The organism is Sphingomonas sp. 7/4-4, assembly GCF_027941955.1.
GTDB lineage: Bacteria > Pseudomonadota > Alphaproteobacteria > Sphingomonadales > Sphingomonadaceae > Sphingomonas.
Window position 1 is genome coordinate 169,270 of sequence record NZ_CP115960.1, and the last position, 17,023, is coordinate 186,292.

The window sequence follows — 17,023 nt, forward strand, 5'->3', positions numbered from 1 at the left end:
TTCAAGACGTCTACGCCGACCCGTGTTCGATGTGCCAGTTCGATACCAAACGCGACCGGACTCTGCGCGTAATTGGAGCCCGTGGGATCGATATGCGCGAGCCAGAATTCGGAGGCTGGCTCTGCGTTGGCGAGAATGGTCGGCTGCGTTGCTGCGTTGCTGCGCGGCATTCGACGCGACATGGCGGCAATCGAATTCCTACGTCAGGAGGCAATAGACGGCGAGCAGCCATTGATGCTGCGATGAGCTACTAAATGGTCAGGCGATAAAGTGAATCATGTCCGCTTTCGCTGTGCGGTATCAGTCAGGCAGTAATGGGCCCAGAAGCAGTTGGTCCGGTTCGCTATAACCAGTCGGTCTGCAATGCGCCCAATATCGGTCGTTCACCTTCGCTGCGGAGCTTCCCGAAAGCGGACGCTCCCTCAGGCTTAGGCTCAACGGCAGCTTACGCCCGATTCGGTTGAAGAAGTCGGCAGTTGGCGCGGCCGACGACGGTCGCTGAAGAGAGCGGCGAGTTGGTCCAGATCTGACCCGATTGCGCGCGAACGGGCGTCGCGCGCAGCGGGGCATGGCATCAAAGCTCAGCTAGGTGCTTGATGAGGTCGAACAGCTGGAATCTCTCGGAGAAAAACTGACCATCCCGCGTGATGACCGGATTAGGAGTGATGTCGGCCATTGCCTTCCGCAATTTTAGAGGAATCCTATCAAGATACGGGTTCATGCAAATTTTGACGCCGACGTAGATTGCTTGATCAGGCACTGCAGGAATGTATTCGGTCATAAAGACTATGTATGACACGTTGAAGGCGGTGCGAAAAAAGCTGTCGCATATCTCATTCAATTCAGACTCCTGAGCCTCCGTGAGGCGCCCATTGGATTCAGGAAGAGCTAGCCAGATTATTCCCCAGCCGTCTCTCGGTAAGCGATCTCGCTTCTTATTTAACTTATTATGTATATTGCTACGTAAGAATGTTTCTCTTTCCGAAGCCGTGACCTCTACGCTTGCGGATATACCTCTTATTGTCGCGGTGAACTCAAAGTCTTCGCCGCGTACACCGGTGGTTGGACGAAACGATAACCTAAAGCCGGCCATGATCATAAACGCGATCGCGTGAGTCTCGTAGTACACCGAACGGAAGACTTGCTTCGCGAACCGCCTACGAAGTTCTTCCTCGTGACCTTCATCGGCGATTTGAAACAACATTGCTGCAAGCGCGATCTGCCTCTCAATTGCCCGAGGATTGATCCGGTGACCTTTCGGGCTTGGCGGTCCGACGATGTCTGGAACGGCATTTAAAAACGGATCGACAAGGAGCTTGGTCGGGTCGGGAACGAAATGGGTCAGAACTGCTATGACTGCGGCCATGGTGGGCGGGGCATTCCGGTTTTTCCGCAACGCGGCCGCGAAGGTAGCTATCGCGGCTTTTCCGCTCATTGCCTCAGCCACTAATAGCCTCCTTCAATGCCGATTTATTCTTAAGTGTTATCTGTACCCGCGCGACTTGGAAATTGGAGCATCGGCCGGAGAGCGTGATGTAAAGATTGGGTGGTTAGCTGCCGTTCAAGTCCGGTATCGGGACGGAAGCAGATAGGCCGCGAACGACCGCTATCGCGGTTCTCGATCCCAAAGCGGACTGGCGGCTACCGGCCCAGTTGCGGTCGTTCAGGGCGTTAGCGGTGACGCCCAAAAGCAGTCGTTCGTTCAGGTGCGGCGCAATGGCCGCTAACGACCCACTAGCGGACGTATGACAGCAGCCGTAACAGTCATCCATGTTCGGCTTGATTGCGATCTCGTTATTGGCATCGCCACTATCCGCCCCGGTGGCGGATCGGTGCACTGTTGTCGATGGAGACACGTTGCGATGTGGCAGCGAGCGCGTGCGCCTCCTCGGGATCGATGCGCCGGAAATGCCCGGCCACTGCCAGCGTGGGCGGCAATGCGCGCCAGGCGATCCTTACCAATCCACTGCCTCGCTGCGCGTCGCGCTGGGCCGCGGGGTGATCACGATCACTCGCGTTGGGCAGGACCGCTATGGCCGGACGTTGGCGCTGGTGAGCGCCGGAGGCACCGATCTCAGCTGCTGGCAGCTGCGCAGGCGGCAGGCGATCTATAAGCCGCAATGGGATAATGGCGGCCGGCTCGCGAAGATCTGCGCGCTCTGATTACGTGTCGGGATCGCCGCGCGGCCGGGCAGGTCCGATCCATTCGACATCGAGGCGGTCAAACCCGCTTCGCGTCCCCTCGACAGTCACGCGCTGGCCGACCAGCCCGGCGACAGGGCGATCGACATCCAGCGCGTAGACGCCGCCGTCCTCGACCTCGAGTACCAGCCCGCGGCGCGACTTCATAAGTTTGCCGGTGACGCGATGTCGGCTTCCCATGGGCATGGCGTGGCCTCAGTGCACCTGACCGACGACATTCATCGCCTCGAGCGCGCGGATACGGTTCAGGATGCGCACAAAGGCGCGATGCCCGTCCATCTCGCCTTGCGCCAGGAGTTCGTCGGCACGCTGCGCGGCGACAAACCATGCGTTCTCGCCATGCTGCTTGAGCAGCAGATTGGCGCAGGCCCAGATCTCGCGATCCTCGATCATGGTGCCGGGTTATCGGCTATTGTCGGTGCTGCCTAGCGCCTCTGCGAGGCGCCTTTCCGGAGCAGTTTCGTGCGCCATGTTCTTACCCGCCAGCAGCTGTACGAAATGATCTGGTCGCGTGCCGTCTCGAAGGTCGCGCCCGAGTTCGGCATTTCGGATGTCGCGCTCCGGAAGCAGTGCATCAAACACGCGATCCCGCTGCCCGACACGCGCTACTGGGGGCAGCTGCACGCGGGCAAGGAACCCAAGCGCAAACCGCTGCCGCCACTCCCGGCCAACATCTCCGGTACCGTCGTGATCGTCCCGCGTGCGGGTGGCGCCGCGCCCGACGCCGTGCGCAGCGCGATTGAGAAGGCGCGGGCGCAGACACCGGTGCAGAACATACCGCCAGTGAAGAGCGCGCTGGTCGCGAAGACGATCGCGGCAGCCAGGGCGAAGAAGCCCGATGACTGGGGCGCGCTGACGGGCCTCGGCCCGGCCTGCTTCAACGTCCGCGCCCACCCGGACACGCTCGAGCGTGTCGAGACCTTCCTGACGCTGCTGGTCAACGGGGCAAAGGCGCGCGGCTATCGCTTCGCGGAAGGGCGCGAAGGGCTCGCCATGGTGGTCGACGGCGAGGCGATCGGCTTCGCGGTCACGCAGACCATCCGCCGCAGCCGCCACGAGACCACCCCGGAAGAGCGTCGGGCGCTCGAGCGCTGGGATGCGCGGCACGGCTGGCACGCGCCCGGGCGACCGACGCCGCCCTGGTGGGACGGCGTGCCGACCGGCGAGATGCGCATCGAGATCGGCGGCTGGTCGCGTTTTGCCGGGGCGGTCCATCGCTTTGCCGACACGCGGGCGCGCAAGCTCGAGGCGCGCATCGACGATATCCTCGTCTCGTTTGCCGCGATCGCAGCGGGGATGAAGATCGAGGCCGCCGAGGCCGCCGAGCGCGCCCGGCTTGCGGCGATCGCGCGGGCCGAACGCGCCCGGCTGGCGCACTTGGCCGAACTCGAGAAGCAGCGGGTGGCGTGGCTCGAGGACAAGCTTGCCGGGCAGGCCGGCGCCGAGGCACTGCGCCGCCTCGTCACGCGGCTGGCAGACGGGGAGGGAGGGACCGGCGTGGCGCGCCATGCTCGCCTGGGCACAGGCGCGACTGGCCGCGGCCGAGGCGCGGCTCACGCCGGCGGTGATCGCGGCCGAAGTGGCGGACATGCCGGCCTTCACGGAACAGGGGTAATTTGAATCCCTCTCGCGATTCAAACTTCGACGACGATAAGCGGGATTAGGTCGCGCCCCTGGCAGGCGTCCACACGTCCCGCATCCGCGTGTCGATGGGCGCGATGACCGACGGGTACTTGTCGTTACTGCGCAGTCGGTTCTCCCGTGATTTTCGTTACTTGACGCGCGCCATTTTCATGGCCAGCCTTGGCATGCGGGCAGGGGTGACCGCGGGGAGTCACGAAAGATGAAGCGCACACTTTGTGCGTTGGCGGCCGGCCTGCTGTGCGCGGGCCCGGCAGCAGCGCAAACGGTGCCATCGGCAGCGCCGCTCGTGCCTGGCGGTCCTGCCCAGCCGATGCTGCGGACCGGCACAGCCGTCCAGCTGCAACTCGAGGAATTGCTCACCACCAAGGGCAAGAAACTGCGTGTCGGGCAGCATTTTCGGCTGTCGGTACGCGAACCAGTGACGGTCGACGCGCATGTCGTCATTCCGGTCGGCGCGCCGGCAACGGGCGAGATCATCGCGGTTCGCAACAAGGGGATGTGGGGCAAGTCCGGCCACCTCACCGCTAGTCTGCTGCATGTTTCGGTCCAGGATCGCCAGATCCGTCTGACCGGGACCTTTGACGACAAGGGCGTGACCGGGACCGGCGGCGTCGTCGCGGCCGTCGCGCTGCTCCCGGTTGCAGGCTTCTTCACCACCGGTACCAGCGCCAAAATCGAGCAGGGCGCCCGGATCGACGGTTTCATCGGCGAGGACGTTCCGCTCGTTTTCGCTGAAGCCGTGGTGCCGCGGCCCATTTCCGTACCCGTCGCGCGCCCATCGGACCCCTTGCCCGCCGACAGCGGCGCTGCACCGGGTTCGACGACGCCGGCGCCCCGCGATCCCAGCTTTAAGTAACCGCGTACCCACCCATCAAGTATGAGGAAATTGAAATGCTGAAGCCGATCTTTCTTGGCCTGACCCTTATCGCGGTGACACCTGCGATTGCCCAGGATGCGCCGCCGGCGCCGCAGGCCAAGCTGGTCAACGAGGATGTCGGGGTCCCGGTATTTCCCTACGACATCACCGACCGGCCCTATACGGTGCTCGGCGAAGTGAAGGCAGGGGTCCGCAAGGCGACTGTCTTCAGCAAGTCGCCTTCGCAGAAGAAGATCTACCGCGAACTCTGGGAGCGGGCCGAGAAGCTTGGTGCCGACGCCGTCATCAATGCCAATTATGGCGACGCGCATATGACCGTCATGAGCTGGGGCAAGACCAATGCCACCGGTACCGCCATCAAGTTCCTGCCTGCCGGTACGCCGATGCCCGCCAAAACGCCGGCGCCGTCCGACACTCCGACGCCGTCGGGCAATTGATTCCGCCATGCGCGCCCGCCTGTTTTTGACAGCGGCCGCCCTCTGCGCCGCAGCTCCGGCTGCGGCGCAGCAAGGCGAGGCGACAACGCCGCAGACCTCGGCGCCGGCTCCCCAGCCGGCGCCGAAATGGGTGCGCGGCACCGAACTGCAGCTGATGGTCACGAAGGAGGTCAACAGCCGCTCCGCGAAGGCCGGCGAACGCTTCAAGCTGCGCGTCAATGCACCGCTGGAGGTCGATGGAAAGGTCGTCATCCCGATCGGCGCCAGGGCGTGGGGGAAGTGGTGACCGTGTCCGGTACGAGCGCCGCCGGTGGGCGGGGGCAGCTGAGCGCGAAGCTGCTCTATGTCGAGACCGAATGGGGTAATCTGGCGCTGACCGGATCCACTGGTACCGAGGGCAACGGCAACACCGCCGGCGTGGTGATGGGCTTGCTCAGCTTCGGCGTGTTGGGCCTGCTGAACAAGGGGCATAACGCCACGCTCAAGGCAGGCGCCATTTTGAAAGGCTATGTTGCGGAAGGGGATCCCTCGCCGCGGCGCCCCTGACGGTGACGCGCCAGGACGTGCCGGCTCCGCCAGGCGTCGACTCGCCCAAAGCGGAAGCGCGAACGGAACACTGAGTGCCGACGAAGCTGGCGCCTGTCGGCCCGCCTGCTTGCCCCAGATCCGCACAGGTCGAGGCGAGGCGGTGCCCCTAGAGCGCGTTTGAACAGGACCACCCCGGATGTACCTTGCGGGCATGTCGCAGGACGAAGCGCAGACCGCCAGAGTCGCCCAGCTCACCGAAGCGCAGCGCCGCTGCGTGCGACTGATTGCGACAGGATCCTCGAAGCACATCGCGCAACGGATCGGCATCTCCCACCGTACCGTCGACCAGCATATTGGTGCCGCCATGCAGCGTCTCGGTGTCAGTGACCGATACGCGGCGCGCGCGCTGGTGGCCGCCTGGGACGCGCGGCATCCGGAGGATTTACCTAGGAATCGCCCGCCATTGCACGCAGCGAAGAGCAGCGCATTCTGGAGACGCCCTATGCAATCGGGCTGGGCCAGCGTGAGAATGGCGAAGTTCGCGAGATTTCCATCGAGTATGCCGCGAACCTTGAAGCCCCTCCACCTGGCGCGGTCGCAATCGAGGAGTGCGTGCGCCATGATGCTTCGGTTCTTCAGACCGCCGCGAAGATCTTGGGACTGACGCTCGCGCTGGTCATCGTCCTGAGCGCCGCCGAACCCATCGGCCGCGGCTTCGAGGCTTTGGCCGATTTTATTCTGCACCTTCGAGACTGAGGACCCGGCGGCCTTGCCTCCGGGCAAGGAGAACCCGCATGCGCAAGAACCGGATCATCGATCGTTCCGTCCTGGCAGTCGGCGAGGCACTGTTGCCCGTCGAGCGCACTGCAAACGATGCCGCGGCCGAGGCCCATCGCATGGTAGCGACCATGCACGACGAGCGCGCGAGAGCCCATTTGGGCGGGGTTCCCGCTGACTTCGGCGCGGAGGCGATCGCGCTCGCGTCGAAAGGCGCAGATTACCTGACCATCGCAGCCAATTGCTTCAACGGTTCGCACAAGGTTCTGGCCGATCTGCTGGATGATCTCGGCTATGGGCCGCAATGCCCGATCGGGCGCCTCCAGGCAGCCGACAAGGCCGCGTGATCGCCTTGACCGCAATCGGAGAGCATGGTCCTTCGACACCATGCTCTCCCCGATCGGCATTCTCTACATCTACGGGTTCTGGGTGGCGCTTCCTCTCACCTGCCTTGCGGCGGTTCTCTGGGGACGCGGCGCGGAACGTTCCGTGGCCTTCTTCTACCTCGTGGCGCTTCTCGCCACGATTTGGGTGTACAGCGAACATGCCAAGACATTCGTGCAGGTCGATATGGGGATTGTCGCGGTCGACCTGGCTTTGCTCGCCGGCCTCGTCCTCGTGGCGCACACTTCCGGGCGGGGTGGCTGATATGGGCGACCAGCTTTCACGCGGTCGCCGTGCTGGGGCATCTGGCGAAGCTGATACGGCCGGAAATGTCGCGGCTCGCCTACGGGTTGATGGAGGGCGCCTCGGGCTGGCCGACCTTGCTCGCGCTGATATGGGGCATATGGCAGTGTCGCCGCACCCGTCGCGACTTTGCGAAGAGATCCTAGGGCAGCTTCTTCAGGGTCTCGAAGGCGTCGACCACGCAGCCGCCGCGCGAACGATTATTGGCCATTTCGGGTCACTGAAAGCGGCCCTCTCTGCCCCGGCGATCGCACAGATGCGCGCCTGCGGAGACCTGAGGGCCGTCCGGATCATGCGTGCCGTTCGACGGGCCACCTTCTGGATGCAGCGGCGCGACCTTGACGAGCGCATAAGCCTGGCGAACCCGAGCTGCGCGTTCGATTACCTACACCTGTCGCTGGGAATGGAGTCGCGTGAACAGGTCCGTCTGCTCCTGCTCGATGGTCGCCAGCGACTGATCCGTGACGATCTTGTCTCGCAAGGCGGCGTCGACTCAGCCGAGCTGAGTGTCCGGGACGTAATCGTTCGAGGTCTCGAGGCAGGCGCCTCGGCGCTGATCCTGGTGCATAATCATCCATCCGGGGGATGACCCCCAGCCGCGCGGACATCGAGATTACGCGTCGTATCCAGCAGGGCGCGAAGGCCGTCGAAATCGCAGTGGCGGACCACGTCATCGTGACGCGATCCGGATGCAGCAGCTTCAGAGCCTTGGGGTTGCTGTGAAATGAGGAAGATCCTCAGGCAGGATGTGGAACCGGTGCGGGTGTACGCGCTGCTCGAGCAGATCAAGGCCGAGCTGCATGTGGTTGGCCGCCGCGGGTGCATGCAACTCTTCGCAGAGCAGCATTGCCTCGGCGGCAAGGTCTCTTACCCTGGCGAGCATCCTCGCTTCTTCGCTGTCCATATCGCTCCTGTGCCTCCACAGCGTCCCTTAGCGAAGCTTTGCTAATGAAGCATGCCGCTCTGACCGAGAACTGGCGCAGCCCATTTGAGGAAACGATTGCGCTACTTCCAGCCTTGCCGACAACGGTGCTGGAAGCTCTGGTCGAGCGCATCATCGATACACTGGACGCAAGGGATGGGGACCTGGACCTCGAGCCCGACCCGCTGGAATGTGACGACCCGCTAGAGGCCTGGTTTCAGCCGGTCGTTACCCACCGGACGCAGGGTCTCCTCTGACTGCCAGGTAACAATAGCAATCAAGTCGCCCTCTCGATGAGGCTTCCGCATTAAACAGTGTTCGTGGCACCGCCCGGGGCCATCGAGGACTATGCCCATGGACCGGACCATCGATGCCGTTGGGTTGGACGACATTGTCTTCATGTCCAGTGTCCACGCGCTCTGCGTACCGCACGGCATGGTGTGTTGTAGTGGCTGGTTCGGCCGACGGCCACGCTTCATCACAAAGCGGCGAACGCTTGCAAGACAGCGCCCGAATTGACAGGCAAGGCTGGCGACGCGTCGCAGGCTGGGCCGGACGCTGATGTCGCTTTGCTCCAGGACTGGGGGACCTCGATGGCTCGCACCGCCGCTCACTTCATCGCCGAAACCCTCGAAGCGGCCGGCGTCAAGCGCGTCTACGGCGTGGCGGGCGACTCACTCAATGGCTTCACCGATGCGCTGCGCGCGCGCGGCCGGATTGAGTGGACGCATGTCCGCCACGAAGAGGCTGCGGCTTTCGCTGCCGGCGCCGAAGCGCAGCTGACCGGCGCGCTCGCAGTGTGCGCGGGAAGCTGCGGCCCGGGCAATCTGCACCTGATCAACGGACTGTTCGACGCCCAGCGCAGCGGAGCGCCGGTCCTTGCCATTGCCGCCCACATTCCCAGCAGCGAGATCGGCATCGATTATTTCCAGGCCACCCATCCCGAGAGCCTGTTTCGCGACTGCAGCCATTATGTCGAGCTGGTCTCGCATGCAGCGATGCTGCCGCAGGTGCTGGAGCGGGCCATGCGGGTGGCGATCGCGCGGCGGGGCGTGGCCGTCGTCGTCATCTCGGGCGATGTCGCGCTGGAGCCGCTCGACGCGAAACCCCCGATCTGGATTGCGCCGGCAGCCGCACGCCTGATCCCGCCGGCGAGCGAAATCGCCACGCTCGCCACCCTGCTGAACGAATCGAGGCGCGTGACCCTGCTTTGCGGCATCGGCTGTGCGGAGGCGCGCGACGAGGTGCTGGCGCTGGCCGACACCCTGAAGGCGCCGATCGTCCATGCCCTGCGCGGCAAGGAATCGATCGAGCATGACAATCCCTATGACGTCGGCATGACCGGCTTTATCGGCTTTTCCTCCGGCTATGCGGCGATGAAGGACTGCGACACGCTGGTGATCCTCGGCTCGGGCTTTCCCTACCGGCAATTCTATCCCGACAAGGCGAAGGTGGTGCAGATCGACATCAGCCCCGAGGCGCTGGGCAACCGCCACCGGATCGCGCTGGGTCTGCTGGGCGATGTCGGCGAGACCCTGCGGGCACTGTTGCCGCGGCTGACTTCCAGGACCGATCGACGCTTCCTCGATGCAGCCCTGGCGCATTACGCCAAAGCGCGCGAGGGCCTGGATCAACTGGCGGCGATCCCGGACAAGAGCAGCCAGATCCATCCCCAGCAGGTTACCCGCGTCGTCAGCGAGCTGGCGTCGCCGGACGCGATCTTCACCTGCGACGTCGGCACGCCCACGGTGTGGGCGGCCCGCTACCTGCGATTGGGCGGCCGGCGCCGGTTACTGGGCTCGTTCAACCACGGGTCGATGGCCAATGCGATGTTGCAGGCGATCGGCGCGCAGGCGGCATTTCCCGGCCGCCAGGTCGTGTCGCTCTCGGGTGATGGCGGGTTTTCGATGATGATGGGCGACTTCATCAGCCTGTCGCAGCTGGGGCTGCCGGTGAAGGTCGTCGTGCTGAACAACGGCACGCTCGGTTTCGTCGAGATGGAGATGAAGGCCAGCGGCTTTCTCGACACTGCCGTCGATCTCGCCAATCCGAACTTCGCGGCCATGGCGCAGGCGATGGGCATCAAGGGCGTCCGGGTCGAGCGCGCGCAGGATTTGCAGGCGGGCATCTCGGAAGCGTTCGCTCATGACGGACCCGCGCTGATCGACGTGGTCAGCGCGCGTCAGGAACTGGTCATGCCGCCGAAGACGACGCTGGACCAGGCCCACAAGTTCGGCCTTTTCGCGCTGAAAGCGGTACTCGACGGGCGCGCGGCCGAACTGATCGATCTGGCCAGGGTCAACCTCGGCCGCTGACGAGCAAGGCCCCGTACACCCCGGCCTGATAAGGTGCCCCACGCGCCGCCACCTTGCAGCAGGGCCACGCTCTGGAAGACGATCGCGCTGGGCTTCAGCCTTTCCCGCGGGGGCGGCTGCCTTGCGCACAGGGCTATTCACGTTCCGGAACCGGCACGTTGAAACCGTTGAGGGTGACCGACACTAGGGCATAGAGGCCGACCAGATAGATCAGTTCGTTGGCGCCGTGCTGACCGAAGGTCCTGACCGCCAGGGCATAGAGCGGCTCGGGCAGGACGCCGCCGCCGCTGAGCGCATAGGCGACGTCGAAGGCGACGCTCTCCTCCGGGGCCAGGTCGTTAGGCTTGAGGCCGGCGACCAGGGTGGCCAGGCGCTCGGCCGGCATGCCCTCGCGTTCGGCCACCGCGATGTGGGCGTAGATCTCATAGGCGGCGTCATAATGGGCACCCACCACCAGGATGGCGATCTGTCGGGCATTGTCCGGCAGCACGGCGTTGGCGGTCATGGCCAGGGTCAAGTCCCAGATCGCCTTGCCGATCGCCGGCTCGTGCAGCCAGGGGTTCCAGGGGCCCATCAAGGCGCCATCCTCCCGCTCGACCTTGAAGGCATTGAAGTGGCCGGCAATCCCTTGTCGCATGTCCTCGTAGAGGGCTTCTGCTCAGGGGTAAGGTCCGCGGGCGAGATCGGGGGAGACGCATCTGGATTCCTTCGACAAGCGGGGAAGGGCTGTAGGCCGGCCCAACGGTTATCTTACCCAGCCTATGGTGCGATGCAGCATTCATATGGCGGGGTCATGTCGGCCTTGCCGGCACAGATTGAGCATCGCGTTGCAGGCGAGGTTACCCACGCCGAGACGCTCGATCGCCCCGCCCGCGGCAACCAAGACACCCATCATGCGTATGACAGTCTACAGGAGCACCCGACCGCCGTCAGCCGTCCACTCTGCGACCGACCGCTTCTGCGCTTCAATATCGCGATAGTCATAGTCTAGCCGGCCTTCCGCGTTGAACCCAGATAGGTGCGTACGTCATAGTTCCGTCAGCCATTCGCGCCGCGGATGAGTATTCGATAAGGCCGTTCCTCCAGATGTCGGATGCACTTGACGCTTGGCCGCCGGCTCGCTGCGGTATTTGTCCGATCCGGGCGATGGACTGCGCCTGGCTGGGTCTCCGTCTTCTGGAATGGGTAGGCCGCCACCCGCGAGGGAAGGCGAATGAGGGCGGCAAGAGGGGCCGCCCTCACAATCCAGTCAGGCCGGCTTGGCTCCCGGGGTACCGCATTTGGTGAACTTGCCCTTGGCGTCCTTGCACCGGACCGGCTTGGCGGTGGCCTTGGGCGGACATTTGATGAACTTGCCCGACTTGTCCCTGCACGGCGGGTTCGCTGCGAGGGACGGCACCGAAGTGCCGAGCATCGCGAGAGCCGCAACGGCTATGGTGAGCGACTTGATCATAATCCTGCTCCTCATTGTGAGGAGGAGATGATTGCGCTTGTCAGCATGAGGGGCAACCCTCGGGATCATGAAAAGATTGTCATCTTGGTCGCGCGTGCGTTTAATACCAATTCCTGGATCGTCTATTGATGGAACGTTGATATGGCTGTTGCTCCATGGGAATACTGGAGCGTGGCTAACATGCTTATATCTACCCATGGTCACGCCGCTGAAGAAAAAGCAGAGCTCAAGATTACCGAAGCACGTGAAAATCACGATCAGGCCGCGCTTATTGTATGGACCGCGATCCTGACGAAGATCGGAGAGATACGGTCTAAAAATTGAAGGGGAGGCCATGAAATGGTTCTTTGCGGCCCTGGCGTTGGTTGCGGCAGCGGCACCGACGATATCCGAGGCACAACATCATCGATCCAGCCATCATAGCTATGGCGAAAACTCGGGATATTACACCGCGAAGAGCGGCCATCGCGTCCGGCGTCCCGTTCAGGCCATCCGCGCTCCGGCGGGCGCGAGCGCTCAGTGTCGCGACGGTTCCTGGAGCTTCAGCGAAAGCAGACGCGGAACCTGCTCGCACCACGGGGGTGTTGCTCGTTGGCTGTAGGAATTCAGACTTGCGATGGACGAGAGATCCGGAAGTGCCCTAGTTCGAACTGGTGAAGCCGCACTGCTTCTGTTCCATCGTCAATTGCTTCGTGATGCGAGTGGCGTTTTCCGCATAGGCGTCGGCCACGGAGCCTTGATGCACCGTCTTGCCGCGCAGCGGACTGACAGCTGCGCAAAGGTGGAAGACGTGGGGATCGGCAGATTTTTGGCGCCGCCGTCCGGAGCGATCCAGTACACGACATTCTGACCGCTCGGATTTGCAACGCTCTTCGTCGCGTCGGTTACCGCGCTCGAGTCTCGGGCAATTTCCTTCGCTTGCTCTGCGACCTCAGGTGAACAAGCGGTAGTGGGCTGACCTGCCTTGATCTGGGCGGCGCAATTATTCATGTCCTGCGTATATTGCTCGACCGAGGGCGGCTTGAAGCTGACGCCGACGAGGGTGGCGAGCACAGCCAGTACAGCGCCGACGCCGCCGGCGATCTTCTTGTTCTTGGGATCCATGTCCTTGTCCATGAAGATCAGGACAATCAGCGGCAGGAAGGCGATCAGCGTGATGATCGCGCCGAGCTGATTCTGGAAGAAGAACTTTGCCTTGTCGGCCTCGCTCGCGGGATCTTGCTTGTTAGCCGCTTTCCACAGCAGGCTTCCGGCAATCGCGAAGATCGCGATCCCGATCAGTATCCCAATCAGAAGTGGGAGGTTTCCGTGGTCGAATTTGCCTTGCCGAAGCAGGACGATGCCGGCGATCTCACCGCCGATGGCGACGATCCACGAGAGCGCGGCGAAAATGCGAAGGCGCTTGGCCGCTGACGCCTGACCCTGCGTCGCACGCCAAGCCTTGGTGACATCGATCTCTTCCGAGGGCTTGTTGTCGGCCATTTCAGATCCCCCAATCGCCATGTCGGCATCGTTGACGTCGAAGGTGACGTCCGTCCGCCCCAAGCAGCTTATTTCGTATAACGCGCGCGAGAGCGCGTCCATCCCCGACTGCTTCGCGCCCAATTTCGGTCATTCAGCTGCCTTAAGAATTCTCCCGATAGCGGACGTTGGACCGTTTGGCGCCATGCAGAGGCCAACGCGACCTTGGCGTCACCGAATAGCTAGGGCTAACTGCCGTACGGGGCGATCGGCATGACCACCCACCCCGATTGCGGATACAATTGGATTCATATGCTACAGTCCCGCGCGAGCGGCGGACTTTATATCATGGCAAGGGCCTATACAGGACAAACGTGAGTTTCTATCGATGGGATAAGTGCCAAAGGTAGTTTAGAAACAACAATTCGGCACATAATATCGCTGATAAGTGTTGGGGCGGCGACGGTATGTATTTATCCCGCCCGATCGAATTGGACTGCTTTCCTGGACAATGGTCATCAGGTGGCCGACGCGTTTTCGTCGCTGTCATACATAGCGGAGAAGCTTTCTCACGAAGCCGTGCGCGCGACCTATTATCCGGGAACAAGAGACAGCTCAGATCTGATGGCGATCTTTGAGCTGTACGGGCCGCATCTCGTAGATTTTTCGAATACCGTCCGCGCTGTATTCGTTGGATACGATTTATAGCCTAGGTATATTGGCTGGCGCTCCGTTGGCCCTTCAAGGTGCGGCGAAGTTGGTCGAATGGCGCAACCCGGAACTAAGTCGTCTTGGGGTCACTCAACGTCCGCGCTCGTGACGATGAAGCATCTGCGCGAGCATGGATCGACGGCGTGAAACTGGATAGTCTCATCCTTATTATGGCGTGTTACTCAGAACTATCTGATTTGATAAAATCATCTATTAATTCTCTGATGCGATCAAAATTTAGCCTAGGAGTAAAAATTTCTACCCCACCATCTGTGAATTTTATCGAAATTTCCTCCACTCCGACTTCAACTAAATAATCCTCTAATTGATCAGCCTCTTCCACGTCAGAGCATATGATCGATACTCCAAATGTATCGTCATGTTTGATACTTATCGTCGCGGTCACAATCATCTTGTTGGGTCCTCAAGGCGTTTCAACTCTTCCGGCGTAGGCGCACGCTTATAACCTTTGGAACCCGGAAGGGAGTCCTCAAATTTCACCTTTTGCATCGAACCGGGAGGCGCATTGGGATGATCATTAGGGACATATTCCTTGACCCGGTCCTTTGTAATGTCGACCACGGACCCATCTTCGCGAGTGACTCTTACTCCCGGAGAGCCATCGCGAGTTGTTCGAGGAACACTTTGTTCTGCTTTACTCCCTCCAAAAAGGCGCTTTATTCCACTCCAGACGCGAGAAAAGAAACCCTGCCTTGACGCGGTTGCGGAAGCGACCACAACAATTTCAGGACCATATACGACAGCCCCCACGATGGCGGCCCCGGCAAGGCCACCAAACCCTCTCGCTTGCTGCCTTTCACGATATTCTTGTTCTGTCATTCGACCACTAAGCAGAGCCTCGTCATCCTGGCGCATCTGCATTTCCAAGCGATCCTGCAGACCCGTGGGATCGGTACGATTCAGCGGATCGTTTGCGACATAAGTGTACAGATTGACCTGATCCTCATACCCGATCGGATCGGTCTGCAGGAAGCGCCCCAGTGTCGGCGAGTATATCCGCGCCTTGTAATAGTACATGCCGAGCTCGGGGATCCAGGCCTGGCCGGTGTACTGGAAGCGGCCGATGTTGGTTGCGGCGGGGATGCCGTATTCGTCGTAGCTGTTGACCCCGATTACGTTGCCGCTGCCATCAGCGACCGAGGCCACGGATCCCTGATGATCGACCTGCAGGCTGCGAAGGCCGGTCAGGCCGGCGCCCTCGTACCAGAGCAGCGGATCGTCTTCACTGGAGCCATGCACGTAGCGGCGCAGCACCGTTCCGGAAGCGTCGAATTCCTCGACCAGCTGGTCGCCGTCGTAGAGGAAGCGCGTGGGGGTAGTGGAAGGGCTCGTTGTTTGAATGATTCTGCCCAGGGCGTCGTACACGATCTGGACACCGGTCGATGTCAGGATCAGCCGGTTCTCGGCGTCATAGGTATAGCTCGTGCCGCCGCTGCTGGTCAGGTTGCCGTTGGCATCGTAGGCGAAGCTCACCCCGCCGGCCGAATTGTACTGGTTGAGCCCGTTTGCCGCGTAGCTGCGGTCGACGTTCACATAACCGGTGAAGCTGTAGGCGGCGTTGGAGCGCGTCCGGTTGGTGATCTGGTTTGCGGGATTATAGCCGAACGTGGTCGTGAGATCGTAGGCGGTGCCCGCCAGATCGCTCCCCGTGCCATTCAGTCGAGAAATCGGATCATAGCCGTAGGAAGAGAAGATGGCGCCTCGCCACTCTCCCCAGCGGCGGCCCTGATTGTCCCAGTCCGAATGGGCACGCTGATAGGTGCCATTCTCATACACGTCCGTCGGCCGGTTCAAACCGTCAAAGTCGTAACGGAAGTATGTGCCGTCCGGGTGCGTGATGCGCGTGCGATTGCCGTTCGCGTCATATTGGTAGCCCAGCGTTCGATTGGTGATGCCACCGCCCATGATGGTCGTGCTGGCGGTCAGCCGGCCGAAACCATCATAGCTGCTCATCACACCGTCTGAGCCGCTGGCGCTGTCGAATCGGGCCGCGGTCTGCAGCCCGCGAAGGTCATAGCTGTAGTAGACATCTCGGGTCGCCCATGCCGGCACATTGGTACAGGCATAGCCAGCCACGCATGCGTCCGGCACGATCTTCGTCGTCATCCGGTTCAGTGCGTCGTAGGTGTAGGTGAAGGTCCGCCCGTCGCGCTTTCTCAGGCTCGTGCGACTGCCGTTGGCGTCATAGTCATATTCCTCGCGATCATTGGTGTTGACCGCGCCCGCCGTGGCCAGCGCCGTGGCGGCCGTCGAGGGATTGTACCCACTCGGTGCTGCATTGGACGGGAATTGCCACTGCACCTGGCGATCATGGCCGTCATAGACCAGCTGCGCCTTGTTGCCGTTGGCGTCGACGGCAAACTCCTGCTTGCCGTTGAGCGTGTAGCCGTAGGTGACGTATGCTTGCTCGAGGCTCGTCCCGACAGCCTTACGCACCTGCACGAGTTGGCCAGCGGCGTCATAGATGTTCTTCGTGATCCGGTCCGGGCCCTGGCTCCCTTGCGTCCCCAATGTGCAGGCGCTCGCCGGCAGGGCGCCGAACGCCGCCGGGTTCATTCGCACCGTGGTGCATTCCAACCGGCCTACAGTATCGTAGCTGTACTGCGTCACGGCGTAGTTTACGCCCGAGGCCCAGACCTGCTCGATCACCTTGCGGCCCATTGCGTCGTACGTCGTGTCGACCTGGCTGAATATCGTCAGTCCGGCCCAGTTCTCAGGCAGCACAGCCTCGGACTGCCAGGCGGCGAGTTCGCCTTTTTCCGTACGGATCAGTCTTCCCGCCGCATCATAGGTGTTGCGTGTTATGAGGTGGTGCAACTGTCCGGCGCCATCGGGATCTGGCGCGATCGTACCCGTCACACGACCTTGAAGATCATAGCGGGTAGCGCTGGTGAAATCCGAAGGCGAGGCCTGGGCGAGCGCCGCCGAAGGAAGCACGATGGCGACCAGGCACAGCAGCCCTGCGACAGTCTTCTTCATGGCCGTTCC

Annotated in this window: 25 protein-coding genes; 16 read left to right on the top strand and 9 right to left on the bottom strand. The window is 62.1% G+C overall.

The window, feature by feature from the left end; translation table 11 throughout:
- Positions 1-574 precede the first annotated feature (574 nt).
- Positions 575-1,447 (bottom strand): hypothetical protein, encoded by an 873-nt coding sequence (locus tag PIB19_RS00905; protein WP_271239295.1) that lies wholly within the window; start codon positions 1,445-1,447, stop codon positions 575-577.
- A 431-nt stretch (positions 1,448-1,878) separates the two neighbouring features.
- Between PIB19_RS00905 and PIB19_RS00910 the strand changes: the two genes are divergently transcribed.
- Positions 1,879-2,163, top strand: coding sequence for a thermonuclease family protein (locus tag PIB19_RS00910; protein ID WP_336297227.1), 285 nt, complete (start codon positions 1,879-1,881; stop codon positions 2,161-2,163).
- Here PIB19_RS00910 and PIB19_RS00915 read toward each other — a convergent pair whose 3' ends face one another.
- The gene (locus PIB19_RS00915; RefSeq protein WP_271239297.1) at positions 2,164-2,349 is read right to left on the bottom strand and encodes a DUF5818 domain-containing protein; all 186 of its coding nucleotides are present in this window, start codon (positions 2,347-2,349) and stop codon (positions 2,164-2,166) included.
- Between the two features lie 48 nt (positions 2,350-2,397).
- Positions 2,398-2,595, bottom strand: a complete 198-nt coding sequence (locus tag PIB19_RS00920; protein ID WP_271239298.1) for a hypothetical protein — start codon at positions 2,593-2,595, stop codon at positions 2,398-2,400.
- 69 nt (positions 2,596-2,664) lie between these two features.
- On the opposite strand from PIB19_RS00920, the gene PIB19_RS00925 reads away from it, so the two are divergent.
- The 11 genes from PIB19_RS00925 (at position 2,665) to PIB19_RS23420 (ending at position 7,875) form a co-directional block, all read left to right on the top strand.
- The gene (locus PIB19_RS00925; protein WP_271239299.1) at positions 2,665-3,822 is read left to right on the top strand and encodes a hypothetical protein; all 1,158 of its coding nucleotides are present in this window, start codon (positions 2,665-2,667) and stop codon (positions 3,820-3,822) included.
- A 223-nt stretch (positions 3,823-4,045) separates the two neighbouring features.
- Positions 4,046-4,702 (top strand): hypothetical protein, encoded by a 657-nt coding sequence (locus tag PIB19_RS00930; protein ID WP_271239300.1) that lies wholly within the window; start codon positions 4,046-4,048, stop codon positions 4,700-4,702.
- Between the two features lie 35 nt (positions 4,703-4,737).
- On the top strand, positions 4,738-5,160 hold the full coding sequence (locus tag PIB19_RS00935) for a hypothetical protein (RefSeq protein WP_271239301.1): 423 nt from the start codon (positions 4,738-4,740) through the stop codon (positions 5,158-5,160).
- A gap of 7 nt (positions 5,161-5,167) precedes the next feature.
- Positions 5,168-5,446: a hypothetical protein gene (locus PIB19_RS00940; RefSeq protein ID WP_271239302.1), complete on the top strand. Its 279-nt coding sequence runs from the start codon at positions 5,168-5,170 to the stop codon at positions 5,444-5,446.
- Positions 5,443-5,706, top strand: a complete 264-nt coding sequence (locus PIB19_RS00945) for a hypothetical protein (RefSeq protein WP_271239303.1) — start codon at positions 5,443-5,445, stop codon at positions 5,704-5,706. Before PIB19_RS00940 ends, PIB19_RS00945 begins: the two co-directional genes overlap by 4 nt.
- Before the next feature lie 193 nt (positions 5,707-5,899).
- Complete coding sequence (locus PIB19_RS23415) at positions 5,900-6,352, top strand: helix-turn-helix domain-containing protein (RefSeq protein WP_443018765.1); 453 nt, start codon at positions 5,900-5,902, stop codon at positions 6,350-6,352.
- The gene (locus tag PIB19_RS00955; protein WP_271239305.1) at positions 6,301-6,444 is read left to right on the top strand and encodes a hypothetical protein; all 144 of its coding nucleotides are present in this window, start codon (positions 6,301-6,303) and stop codon (positions 6,442-6,444) included. The genes PIB19_RS23415 and PIB19_RS00955 overlap by 52 nt, the downstream gene beginning before the upstream one ends.
- Before the next feature lie 38 nt (positions 6,445-6,482).
- Entirely contained in the window at positions 6,483-6,812 is a 330-nt protein-coding gene (locus tag PIB19_RS00960) for a hypothetical protein (protein ID WP_271239306.1), read from the top strand.
- A 40-nt stretch (positions 6,813-6,852) separates the two neighbouring features.
- A complete protein-coding gene (locus PIB19_RS00965) occupies positions 6,853-7,113 on the top strand; it encodes a hypothetical protein (RefSeq protein WP_271239307.1) in 261 nt (86 codons plus the stop codon).
- A gap of 1 nt (position 7,114) precedes the next feature.
- Entirely contained in the window at positions 7,115-7,741 is a 627-nt protein-coding gene (locus PIB19_RS00970) for a JAB domain-containing protein (RefSeq protein WP_271239308.1), read from the top strand.
- Positions 7,738-7,875 carry a JAB domain-containing protein gene (locus tag PIB19_RS23420; protein ID WP_443018670.1) on the top strand — a complete coding sequence of 46 codons (138 nt, stop codon included), beginning with the start codon at positions 7,738-7,740 and terminating at the stop codon, positions 7,873-7,875. Before PIB19_RS00970 ends, PIB19_RS23420 begins: the two co-directional genes overlap by 4 nt.
- On the opposite strand, the gene PIB19_RS00975 is transcribed toward PIB19_RS23420, so the two are convergent.
- A complete protein-coding gene (locus PIB19_RS00975) occupies positions 7,853-8,056 on the bottom strand; it encodes a hypothetical protein (protein WP_271239309.1) in 204 nt (67 codons plus the stop codon). The two genes, PIB19_RS23420 and PIB19_RS00975, sit on opposite strands and share 23 nt — an antisense overlap.
- Positions 8,057-8,100: 44 nt before the next feature.
- Between PIB19_RS00975 and PIB19_RS00980 the strand changes: the two genes are divergently transcribed.
- On the top strand, positions 8,101-8,331 hold the full coding sequence (locus PIB19_RS00980) for a hypothetical protein (RefSeq protein WP_271239310.1): 231 nt from the start codon (positions 8,101-8,103) through the stop codon (positions 8,329-8,331).
- Positions 8,332-8,667: 336 nt separating this feature from the next.
- A complete protein-coding gene (gene poxB, locus PIB19_RS00985) occupies positions 8,668-10,389 on the top strand; it encodes a ubiquinone-dependent pyruvate dehydrogenase (RefSeq protein ID WP_271239311.1) in 1,722 nt (573 codons plus the stop codon).
- A 133-nt stretch (positions 10,390-10,522) separates the two neighbouring features.
- Here the strand turns inward: poxB and PIB19_RS00990 are convergent, their stop codons facing one another.
- Positions 10,523-11,026, bottom strand: a complete 504-nt coding sequence (locus PIB19_RS00990) for a carboxymuconolactone decarboxylase family protein (protein ID WP_271239312.1) — start codon at positions 11,024-11,026, stop codon at positions 10,523-10,525.
- A 612-nt stretch (positions 11,027-11,638) separates the two neighbouring features.
- On the bottom strand, positions 11,639-11,842 hold the full coding sequence (locus PIB19_RS00995) for a hypothetical protein (protein WP_271239313.1): 204 nt from the start codon (positions 11,840-11,842) through the stop codon (positions 11,639-11,641).
- A 141-nt stretch (positions 11,843-11,983) separates the two neighbouring features.
- Here PIB19_RS00995 and PIB19_RS01000 point away from each other — a divergent pair, with 141 nt between their 5' ends.
- Complete coding sequence (locus PIB19_RS01000) at positions 11,984-12,166, top strand: hypothetical protein (protein WP_271239314.1); 183 nt, start codon at positions 11,984-11,986, stop codon at positions 12,164-12,166.
- Between the two features lie 10 nt (positions 12,167-12,176).
- Positions 12,177-12,443 carry a DUF3761 domain-containing protein gene (locus PIB19_RS23425; RefSeq protein WP_443018671.1) on the top strand — a complete coding sequence of 89 codons (267 nt, stop codon included), beginning with the start codon at positions 12,177-12,179 and terminating at the stop codon, positions 12,441-12,443.
- A gap of 80 nt (positions 12,444-12,523) precedes the next feature.
- Here PIB19_RS23425 and PIB19_RS01005 read toward each other — a convergent pair whose 3' ends face one another.
- The 3 genes from PIB19_RS01005 to PIB19_RS01015 form a co-directional block, all read right to left on the bottom strand.
- On the bottom strand, positions 12,524-13,426 hold the full coding sequence (locus PIB19_RS01005) for a hypothetical protein (RefSeq protein ID WP_271239315.1): 903 nt from the start codon (positions 13,424-13,426) through the stop codon (positions 12,524-12,526).
- A 766-nt stretch (positions 13,427-14,192) separates the two neighbouring features.
- Entirely contained in the window at positions 14,193-14,357 is a 165-nt protein-coding gene (locus PIB19_RS01010; protein WP_271239316.1) for a hypothetical protein, read from the bottom strand.
- A 65-nt stretch (positions 14,358-14,422) separates the two neighbouring features.
- Positions 14,423-17,014, bottom strand: coding sequence for an RHS repeat domain-containing protein (locus tag PIB19_RS01015; RefSeq protein WP_271239317.1), 2,592 nt, complete (start codon positions 17,012-17,014; stop codon positions 14,423-14,425).
- Between the last annotated feature and the right edge of the window lie 9 nt (positions 17,015-17,023).